The 14,678-nt window shown below is 46.6% G+C and carries 9 protein-coding genes and 4 pseudogenes; 6 read left to right on the top strand and 7 right to left on the bottom strand.

Annotated elements, in window-relative coordinates; genetic code table 11:
* Window positions 1-47 precede the first annotated feature (47 nt).
* Entirely contained in the window at window positions 48-2,270 is a 2,223-nt protein-coding gene (locus OGV57_RS06575; RefSeq protein ID WP_054528415.1) for a type I restriction endonuclease subunit R, read from the bottom strand.
* Between the two features lie 514 nt (window positions 2,271-2,784).
* Here OGV57_RS06575 and umuD point away from each other — a divergent pair.
* Together umuD and umuC (OGV57_RS06565) are read left to right on the top strand one after the other, a co-directional pair.
* The gene (gene umuD, locus OGV57_RS06570; protein WP_054528414.1) at window positions 2,785-3,204 is read left to right on the top strand and encodes a translesion error-prone DNA polymerase V autoproteolytic subunit; all 420 of its coding nucleotides are present in this window, start codon (window positions 2,785-2,787) and stop codon (window positions 3,202-3,204) included.
* 2 nt (window positions 3,205-3,206) lie between these two features.
* The gene (gene umuC, locus OGV57_RS06565) at window positions 3,207-4,469 is read left to right on the top strand and encodes a translesion error-prone DNA polymerase V subunit UmuC (protein WP_003836068.1); all 1,263 of its coding nucleotides are present in this window, start codon (window positions 3,207-3,209) and stop codon (window positions 4,467-4,469) included.
* Between the two features lie 125 nt (window positions 4,470-4,594).
* On the opposite strand, the pseudogene OGV57_RS06560 reads toward umuC (OGV57_RS06565), so the two are convergent.
* The 3 genes and pseudogenes from OGV57_RS06560 to OGV57_RS06550 form a co-directional block, all read right to left on the bottom strand.
* Window positions 4,595-5,488, bottom strand: a pseudogene (locus tag OGV57_RS06560) (IS3 family transposase); the annotation flags it as partial.
* A gap of 12 nt (window positions 5,489-5,500) precedes the next feature.
* Window positions 5,501-6,652, bottom strand: coding sequence for an IS30-like element IS30 family transposase (locus OGV57_RS06555; protein WP_001254932.1), 1,152 nt, complete (start codon window positions 6,650-6,652; stop codon window positions 5,501-5,503).
* Window positions 6,653-6,719: 67 nt separating this feature from the next.
* Window positions 6,720-6,957, bottom strand: a pseudogene (locus OGV57_RS06550) (transposase); the annotation flags it as partial.
* A gap of 160 nt (window positions 6,958-7,117) precedes the next feature.
* On the opposite strand from OGV57_RS06550, the pseudogene umuC (OGV57_RS06545) reads away from it, so the two are divergent.
* Window positions 7,118-8,290, top strand: a pseudogene (gene umuC, locus OGV57_RS06545) (translesion error-prone DNA polymerase V subunit UmuC); the annotation flags it as partial.
* Between the two features lie 122 nt (window positions 8,291-8,412).
* On the opposite strand, the gene fdnI reads toward umuC (OGV57_RS06545), so the two are convergent.
* The 3 genes from fdnI to fdnG are packed head-to-tail and all read right to left on the bottom strand — an operon-like array spanning window position 8,413 to window position 13,009.
* Window positions 8,413-9,066 carry a formate dehydrogenase-N subunit gamma gene (gene fdnI, locus OGV57_RS06540; protein ID WP_003020312.1) on the bottom strand — a complete coding sequence of 218 codons (654 nt, stop codon included), beginning with the start codon at window positions 9,064-9,066 and terminating at the stop codon, window positions 8,413-8,415.
* Entirely contained in the window at window positions 9,059-9,946 is an 888-nt protein-coding gene (gene fdxH, locus OGV57_RS06535; RefSeq protein ID WP_003836079.1) for a formate dehydrogenase subunit beta, read from the bottom strand. The genes fdnI and fdxH overlap by 8 nt, the downstream gene beginning before the upstream one ends.
* 12 nt (window positions 9,947-9,958) lie before the next feature.
* Complete coding sequence (gene fdnG / locus OGV57_RS06530; RefSeq protein ID WP_071684397.1) at window positions 9,959-13,009, bottom strand: formate dehydrogenase-N subunit alpha; 3,051 nt, start codon at window positions 13,007-13,009, stop codon at window positions 9,959-9,961.
* Between the two features lie 176 nt (window positions 13,010-13,185).
* Between fdnG and OGV57_RS06525 the strand changes: the two are divergent.
* The 3 genes and pseudogenes from OGV57_RS06525 to OGV57_RS06515 form a co-directional block, all read left to right on the top strand.
* Window positions 13,186-13,361 (top strand): annotated as a pseudogene (locus OGV57_RS06525) (DUF4113 domain-containing protein); the annotation flags it as partial.
* A gap of 175 nt (window positions 13,362-13,536) precedes the next feature.
* Window positions 13,537-14,136: a reactive chlorine resistance membrane protein RclC gene (gene rclC / locus OGV57_RS06520; protein WP_054528685.1), complete on the top strand. Its 600-nt coding sequence runs from the start codon at window positions 13,537-13,539 to the stop codon at window positions 14,134-14,136.
* 34 nt (window positions 14,137-14,170) lie between these two features.
* A complete protein-coding gene (locus OGV57_RS06515) occupies window positions 14,171-14,629 on the top strand; it encodes a DUF302 domain-containing protein (protein ID WP_008322331.1) in 459 nt (152 codons plus the stop codon).
* Window positions 14,630-14,678: the final 49 nt, after the last annotated feature.

Here is a 14,678-nt window from a genome sequence, read left to right as displayed (position 1 = left end):
TCTTCTTAACAAAGTCCATCTCAAAAACAGGTGCTTAGCAATTTCGCTTAGCGTAATGAAGGGAAATACAGCTGTTGTATTATTTGTCCCAGGTCTTTGCGCAACGCACTGGCTCCACCATAACGCCGAGCAATCTCTACAAATCCACCAAACAGCTCTATAAAAAGAGGAGAATCGTAAGTGCTAGCCTGTTCCAGTACATCAACTCCGCTGTGGCTGTAGTGATCCAGCACGGCTTGCCAAAATGTAGTGAGGAATTCTGCTTGTTGCGAATCTCCGGATCCTCGTAACCACTCGTTTTTCGTTTCCAGCAAATGTTCGACTCGCTGCGCTCTGGTTGGGATTTCAGAAAGCTGGAATCCAATCTTTGCAAGAATATCTACGTCATCAGCCTCAGTGAGTCGTAAGTATCTGCTTAAGACAGGAATACTGATGTACTGGTTATGTAATTGGGTGCGCAGTGAGGAACGAGTCAACTTACTGCCCCAAAGGTGATAGAGCTCGTCCATATTGTTATGGCAGGCGTGTTGAATAGCTGTCTTTGTAAGATCCAGATATTCAGTTACAGAAAGGATGCGGCCATCAGAGAGGTGAACTTCATTCCCCGTAATTGATGCTGTAGACGACAACTCCCAGAGGCTATCTCTTGAAGAGATAGAGTCTTTGTCAGGAGAAAACCGGCTGCCAGAGTTTGATTCTCTTTGGTGTTTGCTGAAAAGACCGTTTTGCAAGTTTTCTTCCAACAGTGTGGCACCTGAATAATCATATATGTTGAGATGGCTTTTCCCTATCACTGGGCAGGGTCTGGAGCCAATAGCTTTCATTTGTCTATAGTTTAGTATGTTATTGATATAACGAGTAAAAACAATATTTTGTATATCTGGTATATCCAACCCCACGAACATATCAACCACTACCAGTATTCTTGGATCGTTTTTTCCGATACGGGAAAATGTTCTTATGATTGACTCTGTGTTTTCCTGTACCGAAGTTAAGCTGGCCACATAGCCGGGGTTACTTGATAAACGCTGTAGTTCGCTGGTCATCAATGAGGCATGTGTAATGTCCGAACAAAATATTACTGTTTTTTCATCTCTTGCCTTCCGCTCACCCAGTAAATCCCACAGGTCTTCTGCTATCTCTCGAGTACGAGAGAGCATATGGAGACGGTGTTTTTGTCCGGTTTCTAAGGAAAGATTCCGCTCCGGGAATGTATAACCTTTTCCTGTTTCATTAGGCTGACGCTGGATGATGTGAGCTGGCACCAGATACCCATCTACTGTCGCCTGTGTCGAGCTATACGCAAAAACAGGGGGACCGAAGTACTCGTTTGCTTGCTCCGAGTGGGATAGGATCTCACCGTCTTTTTTTTCAATATCCAGACCATTTGATATACGTAATTGCAGTGCGTCGCTAAAATATCTAAGAATATTATAAGGTTGCTCATGCATTGACGTTGAAATGTCATTTAAAACAATGAGGTCAAAAAAGTCAGGAGGAAAATCCAGGAACAATGCTTTTTCATTCGTCTTAATAAATAAATGCTGGACAGTCGAAAAGTAGATCTTTGCCGGGTGAGGAATAGCATTTTTAGCCAGATCAAATTCGATCATGTGGCGATCAGCATTGGGAAATGAACTGAACAGTTCGTACATCTGTTGATTGATAATTTTACGGTCTGTCAGAAAAAGAACCCGCCGTTGAGCTGTATTTTCTTTCAGGAATTTCCAAACAAGCTGTAGTAGAACCAGGCTTTTCCCCGAACCTGTAACCATCGAGATCTGCGCCCGGCGATTACCTTGGGCAAAATGCATCAAAGCGTGCTGAACTGCCATATCCTGTTGAATATGCCGAGGGACATTACCCAAGTATGAAGATGATAAAATATCTCGCCACCTTGTCCAGTCAATTGACCAACCAGCACGTTTCATTAGCTCATCAGGAGAAGGGGGGCTCGGTAACGTTTCGAAAGCACGAGTGGTGTTATCTGTGAGGATCCAGTCGTGTCCATTTGTTGATATAGAAAAGCGAAGGAATAGCTGGCTTGCGAACTGGGACGCTTTTTGCATACCTTCCGCGGCACTTTTGAAATCTGCTTTTACCTCAAGCACCGCCAGAGTGATGTTGTGAAAAGTCAAAAGGTAATCAATGTACATGCGTGATGAGGCTTCATTCGGCCCTAATCGCACCTCATGCTTCCATTTCCACCCGGATTTCAAGAGCGCAGGTTCAATAAGTTCTATACCGGTTTGCTTTTCGCTACGTTCCATTAGTTTATCCTGACTCACTAATTTATAAATTGCTCAGCGGTGGTACACGGGCATGACACCTGAAGCATTGCTGGCTGACTATATCATATCTAAGGAGGCCATTGCTTTCGAACGCTTTAAACATATTTATTATGGCCTGCACCCTGTTTCTGAATAGATGGATTTTTGTGTCAGGATCACGCTTTTCAGATATTTGAGCTGGCAGCTAGAAGTTGCATGGCGGTTATGCAGAATACTTTACTTTATGATGCACTTATTGCACATACACGTCCAACTCCTGTGAATAAACTCGGTGAGAGTTAGGTCTTCATCGAAGAGCAGGAAACCGATATGATTTACCGTCACAGTGCCACAGTTTCACTGAACCGGATTTAAGTTAAGCAAAAAACTATATTGGGTCCTCCCATCTAAATTATCAGGTGCTTCAAGCACTTTTAGAAATCGCTTCACAAGCTCCTTGATCCTTAGCCACCTTTAGTAATACTGTATATAAAAACAGTAAAGAGGTCATATCATGCAGCTCATCTTGCCAACAGACGCTTCTGTACCAACCATGCTTCCTCTCTTCTCTGAGAAAGTACCCTGTGGTTTTCCTAGCCCAGCACAGGACTATGTTGAGGACAGACTGGATCTCAATAACTTGTTGATAAGACATCCAAGTGCCACTTACTTCATAAAAGTTAGCGGGGAGTCTATGCATGGCGCTGGTATCAGTGATGGTGATCTTTTAGTGGTTGATCGCTCGCTTTCGGCCGTACATGGCGATATTGTTATTGCTGCTGTTTCAGGTGAATTCACCGTGAAAGAACTTCGTACTCATCCTTATCTACAGCTAGTACCTCACAACCATCATTATTCCGCGATTTCATTTCAAAATGTGGATGAATTAGAAATATTTGGCGTAGTAATTTTTAGTATTAAGGCGCATAAATAGATATGTTTGCTCTCGTCGATGTAAATAGTTTTTATACTTCTTGCGAAACTGTTTTTCGGCCAGACTTGCAGGGGAAACCTGTTGTCGTCGTTTCAAATAACGATGGCTGTATTATTTCTCGCTCAGCTGAAGCAAAATCACTTGGTATAAAAATGGGTGAGCCTTTCTTTAAAATAAAGAATAATACATATAGTTCTAGAATTCATGTCTTCAGCTCTAACTATGCACTCTATGCTGATCTAAGTGAGCGAGTTATGCAGACATTAAATGAAACATCTCCCTCCGTCGAGATTTATTCAATTGATGAAGCTTTTGTTAATTTATCTGGGATGATGAATTGCATGCCCCTAAGTTCTTTCGGCTATGAGATGAAAAATCAAGTATTAAAAAATACTGGTTTAATTGTGGGAGTAGGTATTGCACAAACAAAGACATTAGCAAAGTTAGCTAATCATGCCGCCAAAAAATGGCGTGGCACTGGTGGTGTTGTCGATTTATCGAATATTGATCGGCAGCGTAGACTGATGGCACTTACCTCTGTTGAGGATGTTTGGGGTATTGGTCGAAGAATTAGTAAGAAACTTAACTCCATGGGTATTAATACAGCGCTTGATCTGGCTGAAAGCTCATTGTGGGTAATAAGAAAGCATTTTAATGTCGTGCTTGAAAGGACCGTCCGAGAACTTCGTGGTGAGCAATGCCTTGAACTAGAAGAATTTTCACCAACAAAACAACAGATCATCTGTAGTAGATCTTTTGGCCACCGTATAACTCAGTACTCAGATATGCATCAGGCCATTTGTGCTTATGCAGAGCGGGCGTCAGAAAAACTACGTAGTGAGCGCCAGTTTTGTCGTTTCGTTAGCGTTTTTCTTCGTACAAGCCCACATGCAGATAACGAAATATACTATGGGAATCAAGCATCCGTAAAACTATTGATACCATCTAATGATACACGTGACATTATAAACGCTGCTACGAACGCCCTAAGGAGGGTATGGGTTGATGGTCATCGATATATGAAGGCTGGTGTTATTCTTACTGATTTTTTTAGTAATGGAGTAGCTCAGCTAAATTTATTTGACGATAATACCCAACGAAGAAACAGCGCTGCGTTAATGGAAACCATCGACAAATTGAATAAGTCAGGGAAAGGAAAAATTTGGTTTGCAGGTCAGGGGGTCGAAAAAACATGGGCTATGAAACGTGAGATGTTGTCTCCCTCTTACACAACCCGCTATTCAGATTTGCCAGTGGCGAAGTGAAATGGCTTTGAACTGATTCCCTGATGGGGATTTATATTATAGACGTAAAGATAGGCTATATTAGAGTACATTTTTCCGACTGGAGGAGTTGATAGATATCCAACATGTGAATCGCCATGGATAATCTAGACACTTCCGAGCCGTTGATAATACTGGTTTTCATATTCTGTCGACGACATCTGATTGCTCGAACCATGCTGACGCTTACTATTATAACACATTTCGATGTAATCAAAAATATCGCTGCGGGCTTCATCCCGCGTTCCGTAGATCTTTTTCTTTATTCGCTCGCGTTTCAGTAACTGGAAAAAGCTTTCTGCAACCGCGTTATCGTGACAGTTACCGCGACGGCTCACACTCCTTTCCAGGCCGTGTGATCTCAGGAACGACTGCCATTCATGGCTTGTGTACTGACTGCCCTGGTCCGAGTGAACCGGCACCGATCTTTGCGGATTACGCCGCCATACAGCCATCAGCATTGCGTTCAGGACAATGTCCTTTGTCATCCGAGATTACATTGACCAGCCGATAATTTTGCGTGAGAACAGGTCAACCACCACGGCCAGATACAGCCAGCCTTCGTGAGTCCTGATGTAGGTTATGTCCGTTATCCAACGCTCATCTGGAGCATCCGGATTGAACTGTCGCTGGAGCCTGTTGGGCGACACGATACTGGCCTCGCCTTTGCGTGCACGCGGGCTTCGGTACCCGACCTGAGCCTTTATCCCGACACGCTTCATCAGTCGCCAGACTCTGTTCACTCCGCACTGTTGCCCACTATCCCGCAAGTCCAGATGGATCTTGCGATAACCATAAACGCAACCTGACTCCAGCCAGAACTGTTTGATCTGTCCCGTTAGTCTCAGGTCTACCTGGTGGCGCTGAGAATGCGGCTGCTTAAACCAGGCGTAAAAGCCACTGGGATGAACATCCAGCACCCGGTAAAGCAGACGAACAGGCCAGCAACGGGTGTTGTCACGGATAAAGACGTACCTCAGTCGGACAGCTTTGCGAAGTACGCCGCTGTAGATTCAATCTGTCAATGCAACACCCCTTTCAATTATCTCTTTCGGTGTTTTGAACTTCAGTGTCTTTCTCGGTCTGTTGTTTAGCTGAGCAGCAACCAGATCTAGTTCATGTTGAGTATATTGGGCAAGACATGTCTTTTTAGGAAAGTACTGCCGAATTAGCCCATTTGTGTTCTCATTTGTTCCCCGCTGCCAAGGACTCTGAGGATCGCAGAAGTAAACTTTAACGCCGGTGCTGACAGTAAATTCTAGATGTCTGGCCAGTTCCATTCCTCTGTCCCATGTCAGTGATTTTCTGAGTTCTGACGGTAAACTCAGGAATTTGTCGGTAAGAGCCTGATTTACTGAGACAGAATCTTTGCCCCTGAGTCTAAGGATGATCGTATAACGTGATTTTCGGTCTACAAGTGTGGCTATATGAGAGTTTTTTGTACCTGAGACTAAATCGCCCTCCCAATGCCCCAGAGAGCGTCTGTTATCGATATTTCGGGAACGTTCGTGAATTGGTGTTCCGTTCACTATGTTAATCGTACCTCTTTCGCCTTTGCGGGTATGACGCCTGCCATGGCGAAGGCTATGCGACCGTCGCAGATGCTGTATATTCAGGTGGTGTAGCGCTTCACGGCTACGAAAGTACAGCGTTTTATAAATTGTCTCAGGTGATATTCGCAGCGTTTTTTGACGTGGTTTTGTTCGCCTTAACCATCCTGATATTTGCTCTGGAGACCATTTCATCTCCAGCTTTTCCAGAACAAGCTTTCGCAATGGTAAATTTTGATCCAGTAAGCACGGTTTTGGCCTTTTCGCCATTCTGTTGGCTCGGTTATTAGCATCAACAGCTTTGTAATAGCGTCTGCCCCGATTACGCTGAACTTCACGTGAGATCGTCGAAGGACTGCGATTCAGCGCAGTAGCTATCGCACGAATGCTCATTTTGGCTGACAAACCAGCTCGTATCTCCTCGCGCTCAGACAGTGTCAGGTGAGCTACAGCCCGCTTACGCTCATGGGGTTTTATGCCGCCAGTATCCCTTAACATAGTGAAGATCGTTCCGGGTTTTGAACCCAGGATATTCGCTATTTCACTGAAGCCTGTTCCGTTCTTCCATAGTTCAAAAACAGAGGCTTTTTCCTCTGCTGTAAATGTTCGTCTCATTCAAAAAACCTCCGCAACCCCATGTTTTCACATAACTGTTGCGTTGACCAATTGAATCTACAGCGGCTTTTTTTAATATGTCCCGTTCGTCAGTAACCCGCTTCTGCTCTTTCTGGAGCCGGCGGATTTCGGCCTGAGCATCTGACTGTTCTTTATTAGTGGGTGACGTACTTCTTAATCCAGGCGTAAAGGCTGTGGGTGGTGATATCGAGACGTGTTGCAACGCTTGAAACAGAATGACCGCGATCAACAACCTGTTTGACTGCTTCAATTTTAAACTCTTCGGGATAACACTTACCGCTCATGGGCACCTCTCTTCAAGCCATTTTAAATGACTCTGAGGTGTCTGTTAAACCCGTGGCGATTCAAGTCACTAAAATCGAAAAGACTGAAAAAAGTTAGTAATTAAATATGTTTATAAATCATATCGTTGCTAACAACTAACTGTTAGCTTCATTCAGATACAATGATGGCTGTGTCATTGCCAGCAGTGCGGAGGCAAAAGCGCTTGGCGTTAATATGGGCGCGCCATACTTCAAACAGAAAGATCTGTTCAGCCGCTATGGCGTGTTCTGTTTTAGTTCGAACTACGAATTGTATGCGGATATGAGCAGCAGGGTGATGTCGATTCTGGAGGAGCTGTCGCCGCGTGTGGAGATGTACAGTATTGATGAAGCCTTTTGCGATTTAACGGGCGTGCGAAACTGCCGGGATCTGACGGATTTTGGTCGGGAAATCAGAGCAACCATTTTACAAAAAACACGCCTCAAGGTTGGGGTCGGTATCGCCCAGACCAAAACCCTGGCCAAGCTGGCTAACCATGCTGCCAAAAAGTGGCAGGAACAGACTGGCGGGGTGGTGGATCTCTCGAATATTGAGCGCCAGCGTAAGCTGATGACTGCGCTTCCGGTTGATGAAGTCTGGGGTGTTGGACGCCGTATCAGTAAAAAACTTGACGCTATGGGCATTAAAACGGTCTGCGACCTGGCAGATACCGATATTCGCTTTATCCGCAAACATTTCAACGTTGTGCTTGAGCGCACTGTGCGGGAATTGCGCGGTGAACCTTGCCTGGAGCTGGAGGAGTTTGCGCCAGTTAAGCAGGAAATTATCTGCTCAAGATCGTTTGGTGAAAAACTCACGGATTACAACGCGATGCGAGAGGCAATTTGTACCTATGCTTCACGTGCTGCGGAAAAGCTGCGCAGAGAGCACCAGTTCTGCCGGTTTATCTCTACGTTTATCAAAACCAGCCCATTTTCCCTGAATGAACCGTATTACGGTAACAGCGCATCGATAAAACTGCTGACACCAACCCAGGATAGTCGGGAAATTATAAGGGCGGCCACATGTAGCCTGGACGCAATATGGCGAGAGGGGCTACGTTATCAAAAAGCAGGGGTCATGCTGGGCGATTTTTTTAGCTCAGGTGTTGCACAGTTGAATCTTTTTGATGACAACGCTCCACGGCATAACAGCGATAAGCTGATGGCCGTTCTGGATACGCTCAATGCTGAAAAGGGTAAAGGAACGCTCTATTTTGCCGGACAAGGTATACAACAACCGTGGGCGATGAAGCGAGATATGCTCTCACCGCGTTATACCACGAGATACAGTGATTTGCTGCGGGTTGGATAGGGTTTGTTCATTATTGAATGGAGGGCCTTTTATTCGCCTGATAATCAGGTCTTGCAGCGCCGCAGTATATCACTGGGCCATTGAGAGAATAAGACCGCTGAATAACAGCGGCCTTATTGCTTTTATTTAGACTCTAATTCCGGTGCTTTTTCTTCAGTAAGTTCAACCTCACGATACCAGCGAGGATGGTGTTTCTTCGCCCAGCGTCGACTCACTTTCCCTTCGATCATCCCTTTAATTGAACCTTTTACCCAAAACGCCATGTACATATGGATCAGAATGGCGTGGATCAGCACAATGGCTGCTGTCGCGTGGATTAACAAACTCCAACGAACAATGTTAATTGAGAAATAATGGGCAAAGTAGGGCCTCCAGATAATAACGCCGGTAATCAGTAATACCAGAATTAGACTCATGATGCTCCAGAACATCATTTTCTGCCCTGCGTTGTATTTCCCCACATCAGCGACTTTATGCTCATTGCCTTTAAGTACCTCAACGATCCCTTTAATCCAGGGAAGGTCCTGTTTATCGGGAATGTTGTGGTGTACAAAACGGACGAACATAAACATCAGCACGATGAAAATCATCACCCCGAAAAACGGATGTAGAATTCGCCCCATTTGCGGTGTACCGAAAGTTTCGGTGAGCCATTGCAACGTCGGGAAGAACAGCGCAATACCGGAAAGCGACACCAGGAAGAAGCTTATTACCACCGTCCAGTGACAAGCACGGTCGATGAATTTGGTGCGCAGAATCATTTTGCTTTTACTCATGACCGTTCTCCTCTTCATCATCATCCGTCTCTTTGTTTGGGCCGACTCCCACGTAGTGGTAAATCAGCCCGGCAAAGGTGGCGATAAATCCGGCGGCGGAGAGTGGTTTTAAAATCCCCTTCCAGAAGTTCACTGGTGCGGCGATTTTTGGCTCATCCGGCAGATTGTGGTACAGCGATGGTTGATCCGCGTGATGAAGTACATACATCACGTGGGTACCGCCGACCCCTTGCGGGTTGTAGATGCCCGCATTGGCATAGCCGCGTTTTTTCAACTGCGCCACGCGAGTTTCCGCTACATTGAGCATCTCTTTTTTGGTGCCAAACTGGATAGCGCCGGTCGGACAAGTTTTCACGCAGGCCGGTTCCTGGCCCACGCTGACCCGGTCAACGCACAGCGTACATTTGTAGACCCGGTTATCTTCGGGATTAAGTCGCGGAATATTGAACGGGCAGCCAGCAATGCAGTAGCCACAGCCAATACAGTGCTCGGACTGAAAGTCGACAATCCCGTTGGCATACTGAATGATTGCTCCAGCGGATGGACAGGCTTTCAAACAGCCGGGATCGGCGCAGTGCATGCAGCCGTCTTTGCGGATCAGCCATTCCAGCTTGTCGTTCTGGGTGGTTTCGCTAAAGCGCATCACCGTCCAGGACTTAGCGCTGAGATCGGTCGGGTTGTCGTAGACGCCGTTGCAGTAGCCCACTTCATCGCGAATATCGTTCCACTCTGAGCAGGCGACCTGACAGCCTTTACAGCCAATACAGGTAGTGACATCAATTAATTTTGCCACTTCTGCACGGTAATCCCGCGCCTGGGGCGGCGGCGTGATGCTGTTCGTCGCCGAGCGTTTAATAATATCTTGTGATTGCATAGCCATGAGTTCCCTTCCTTACGCTCGCTCGATGTTGACCAGAAACGCTTTATACTCCGGTGTTTGCGAGTTCGCGTCACCCACCGATGGCGTTAACGTATTGGCGAGGAACCCTTTGCGTGTGGCGCCTTCAAAGCCCCAGTGACAAGGGATACCGATAGTATCGACTTGCTTACCATCGATCGTCAGCGTTTGCAGACGTTTGGTGACCACCGCCTTCGCTTTGATAAAGCCGCGTTTCGACATCACTTTCACCGTATCACCTGCCGCAATGCCTTTTTTGCTCGCCAGCGCCTCACCGATTTCGATGAATTGATCGGGTTGAGCAATGGCGTTGAGCAGTGCATGTTTGGTCCAGTGGCGGAACAGTTCGGTAATGGAGTAAGTTGTGGCGACGTACGGGAAGGCATCCGCTTTACCCATATTGGCGATATCGTCATGGTAGATACGCGCAACCGGGCTGGATACAACATCCGGGTGCAGCGGGTTGGTACCAATAGGCGACTCAATGGGTTCGTAATGTTCCGGGAATGGCCCGTCGTTCATTTTGTCGATGGAGAACAGACGCGCTACGCCTTCCGGGTTCATGATAAACGGACCAACGTTGCTGCCCGGTGCGGCCTGGCCGTAGTCGGCTACGTCCATACCGGCCCATTTTTTGCCATTCCAATGCAGCAGGGTTCGTTTGGGATCCCACGGTTTTCCTGATGGATCGGCCGAAGCGCGATTGTAGAGAATACGGCGGTTGGCAGGCCATGACCACGCCCAGCCCGGTGTGCAGCCCAGACCATACGGATCGCTGTTGTCGCGATTGGCCATCTGGTTGCCTTGTTCTGTCCAGCTTCCGCAGTAGACCCAGCAGAAACTGCTGGTCGAGCCGTCATCGCGCAACTGTGCAAAGCTGCTGAGCTGCTGGCCTTTTTTGGCTATAAGCTGGCCTTTGTCATCATAAAGGTCTTCAAGCGCCTGGCCATTTGCTTCACGCGCAATCTCTTCTGGGTGTGGGTCGTAGGGATCTTTATAATTCCAGGCAATATTCAACAAGGGTTGCGGATTCGCTCCACCTTCCTGTTGATACAACTCGCGCAGCCGCATAAACAGGCGACCAAGGATCTTCCCGTCATGTAAGGCTTCACCTGGTGGTTCTGCCGCAGCCCAGTGCCACTGCAACCAACGCCCGGAGTTAGCGATTGAACCATTTTCTTCAGCAAAGCAGGAAGAGGGCAGACGGAAAACTTCGGTCTGAATATCTGCCGGGTTTACATCGTTCATCTCGCCATGATTTTGCCAAAAATTGGACGACTCAGTGACCAGCGGATCGATAACCACCATATATTTCAGTTTTGAAAGCGCGCGAGTTGATTTGTTTTTATCTGGAAACGCCGCCAGCGGATTGAAGCCCTGAACGATGTAACCATTAATCTTCCCTTCGAGCATCAATTCAGCCTGGGTCATTACGTCATACAGGCGATCCCATTTAGGTAGCCAGTCGTAGCCCCAGTTATTTTCCACTGTTGCATTGTCGCCCCAGAAACTTTTCATCATGCTAACAAAGAACTTCGGCGTATTTTGCCAGTAATTGACCTCATTCACGCCTAGCGCAGGCGGCGTGATTTGCGAAATATAGGTCTGGTAGTCTGGCTGTTTTTCCGACGGCAGCGGCATATAGCCCGGCAGGTTCGTCGACAACAAGCCAAGATCGGTATAGCCCTGAATATTGGAGTGGCCACGTAAGGCGTTAACGCCACCGCCCGCCATGCCTATATTGCCCAGTAGCAACTGGAGCATAGCGGCGGCGCGGATAATCTGTGCCCCGGCGGAGTGGTGTGTCCAACCCAACGCATACAGAATAGTAGCGGTGCGGTCAGGCACGCTGGTGCTGGCGAGAATTTCGCAGATACGATTGAAATCTGCCACTGAGGTCCCACACAACCGGTTAACCATTTCTGGCGTATAGCGGTCGACGTGGGCTTTCAGCAAATTCCACACGCAGCGTGGATGAGACAATGTTTCATCACGCAGGGCATTACCCTGTTCGTCAAGCTGATAGAACCAGCTCGATTTATCGTACTGGCGCTTTTTATCGTCATAGCCACTGAACAAGCCGTCGTCGAACTGATAGTCATCACGGATAATCAGGCTGGCGTTGGTGTAATGGCGCACATAGTCGTGCTGCACCTGGTTGTTTTCGAGCAGATAACGGATTACACCGAGCAGGAATGCGGTGTCGGAACCCGCGCGTATTGGCGCATACAGATCGGCGACGGCGGCGCTACGGTTAAAACGCGGGTCGACTACCACCACGGTGGCGTCGTTTTTAGTTTGCGCTTCGACTACCCATTTAAAGCCTACCGGATGTGCCTCAGCGGCATTACCGCCCATAATAAGCACTACGTTGGCATTTTTAATATCGACCCAGTTGTTGGTCATCGCACCACGTCCAAACGTTGGTGCAAGAGCAGCAACGGTGGGGCCATGACATAACCGTGCCTGACAGTCGATAGCGACCATACCTAGTCCGCGAGCAAATTTACCGTCGAGGATCCCGGTTTCATTACTTGCCGCTGAGGAGCATAGCATGCCCGTGGTGGACCATCGGTTGACGGTAACGCCCCGGGCATTTTTCTCAATAAAGTTGGCATCGCGGTCATCTTTCATAAGTCGGGCAATACGATTAATCGCATCATCCCAGCTAATACGCTGCCATTTATCCGAACCCGGTGCGCGATATTCGGGATACTGCAGACGGGTTTCACTATGAATATAATCCAGCACGCCAGCGCCTTTAGGGCACAACGATCCACGGCTCACCGGATGATCCGGATCGCCCTCAATATGGTAGATACTTTCTTTGACGTTTTTGGCTGTATCGCCAAGGCTGTACATCAGCATGCCGCAGCCTACTGAGCAGTACGTACAGTTATTACGTGTCTCTTTTGCTTTTAAGAGTTTGTATTGACGGGTTTCCGCGTGAACGGAAAAAGATGATAAGAATCCGAGAGATGCAACAGTTGTTCCTGCCATACCGCCCGCGCAGATTCGAAAGAACTGCCTCCGGCTGAGCTCCATTTTTTTCTCCAGCTTAAACTTAAGACATGAAAAAGTATGGTTATTGTAAGGTTAAATTGTTTTATAAACCATTAACTTTTAGTGGTTATTGACGTGGGAGCATATTAATGCTGTAAGCCTGGGGTATGGATTGGTAAAAAATTGATCATGTCAGGTTGGTTGCCGATACGTACGGTGAACTGAATCTTTTTGACGGCAACCTAACGCCGCGGCGTAACAGCGATAAACTGATGGAGGTATCTGGGAAAAGGGTAAAGGAACGCTCTACTTTGTCGGACAAGGGATACAGCAACCGTGGGCGATGAAGAGAGACATGCTTTCACCACGTTATACAACGATTTGCTACGAGTAGTTTGATAGCCAAACCGAAAACAAGGAGTTCATTCCACTCAACCGAACTTATCCATAGTCTATATTTTGACCTTTCCAGACGATCAAACAAAAATTATAGATTCCTGAACATATAGGCATATAAATAACAAGGTTATAAAGGTCGTGATTTCTACAACACAGGACCTCTGGATATGATGGATAAACTATACCAATATGTTTCAACGAAAGAAAACGTGGGAATAAATCTTTGTCGCATTTCTATTGCCATTGTATTTATGTGGATAGGATTGTTGAAGTTCATTCCCTATGAAGCAGATAGCATCGTTCCTTTTGTAGCTAATAGCCCATTTATGTCTTTCTTTTATAACGATCCGAGTAATTATACTCAGTTCATGAACCATGAAGGCGAATTAATAGAGGCTAACCGCGCATGGCATCATGCGAATAATACTTATGGGTACTCTACCGGACTTGGTATTGTTGAAGTCATTTTTTCATTATTAATCCTTGCTCATTATGTATCACCAAAAATCGGTTTTTGGGGGGCGACACTTGCCTTCTTAACTCCTTTTGTCACTCTGACATTCCTGATATTTACACCAGAAACATGGGTAAGTGGCCAGGATTCTCACACCGGGTTTCCCTATCTTTCTGGCGCCGGGCGACTGGTCTTAAAAGACACGATAATGATGGCTGCGGGTCTTATTGTGATGGTGCATTCTGCCAAATGTATCCTTGCACAGAATCAGCACGAGAGAGATTATACCGGCAAAGTATCCGCTGGTCTTAGATAGCTTTCCAGACTATCGTTAAATTAAGGATGTTGTGATGCTTCGGTCTCTAAAAAATATATTTATTACAGCTGCACTGTATCTGCTTATGACGGTAACCAGTCATGCTGCCAACACCGGGAATACTATGATCAAAACGTATAGTACTTATAATTACCAGCAGACCAGAGAGCATCTCATTGCTGCCATTGAGAGTAATAATCTTGTTTTTTTTGGAGAATTTGATCATGCGAAAGAGGCTAAAAATGCTGGACTAACCATGTTACCCACAACCGTCATTATTTTTGGCAATCCTAAAGGTGGCACATCATTAATGCAGGCATATCCTGATATGGCGCTCGATCTTCCCTTTAGAGTATTGATTCGGGAAGAGTCGGATGGACGTGTAGTCGTTGGATATCATCCGGTTGAGATATTACAGACTTATGGACCAGATACTGCGGCAATTCAACCCTTAAAAAATCTGGAAAAATTAGTTCAGAAAGCCATTCAGTGACCTGGCGACCAGGGCTCATCTGACGAGGCCTGGTCGTCACCCTCTCATT

The organism is Citrobacter sp. Cf087 (genome assembly GCF_030334285.1).
Classification (GTDB): Bacteria; Pseudomonadota; Gammaproteobacteria; order Enterobacterales; family Enterobacteriaceae; genus Citrobacter; species Citrobacter freundii.
The sequence above is the reverse complement of the archived record's forward strand: the minus strand, read 5'-3'. Positions and strand labels throughout refer to the sequence as shown.

What these genes read in the sequence shown, in the direction of transcription:
- fdxH (WP_003836079.1), bottom strand. Translation starts at nt 9,946, where the DNA reads ATGGCTATGCAATCACAAGATATTATTAAACGCTCGGCGACGAACAGC.
- rclC (WP_054528685.1), top strand. Translation starts at nt 13,537, where the DNA reads ATGGATAAACTATACCAATATGTTTCAACGAAAGAAAACGTGGGAATA.
- OGV57_RS06575 (WP_054528415.1), bottom strand. Translation starts at nt 2,270, where the DNA reads ATGGAACGTAGCGAAAAGCAAACCGGTATAGAACTTATTGAACCTGCG.
- umuC (WP_003836068.1), top strand. Translation starts at nt 3,207, where the DNA reads ATGTTTGCTCTCGTCGATGTAAATAGTTTTTATACTTCTTGCGAAACT.
- fdnG (WP_071684397.1), bottom strand. Translation starts at nt 13,009, where the DNA reads ATGGAGCTCAGCCGGAGGCAGTTCTTTCGAATCTGCGCGGGCGGTATG.
- OGV57_RS06555 (WP_001254932.1), bottom strand. Translation starts at nt 6,652, where the DNA reads ATGAGACGAACATTTACAGCAGAGGAAAAAGCCTCTGTTTTTGAACTA.
- umuD (WP_054528414.1), top strand. Translation starts at nt 2,785, where the DNA reads ATGCAGCTCATCTTGCCAACAGACGCTTCTGTACCAACCATGCTTCCT.
- OGV57_RS06515 (WP_008322331.1), top strand. Translation starts at nt 14,171, where the DNA reads ATGCTTCGGTCTCTAAAAAATATATTTATTACAGCTGCACTGTATCTG.
- fdnI (WP_003020312.1), bottom strand. Translation starts at nt 9,066, where the DNA reads ATGAGTAAAAGCAAAATGATTCTGCGCACCAAATTCATCGACCGTGCT.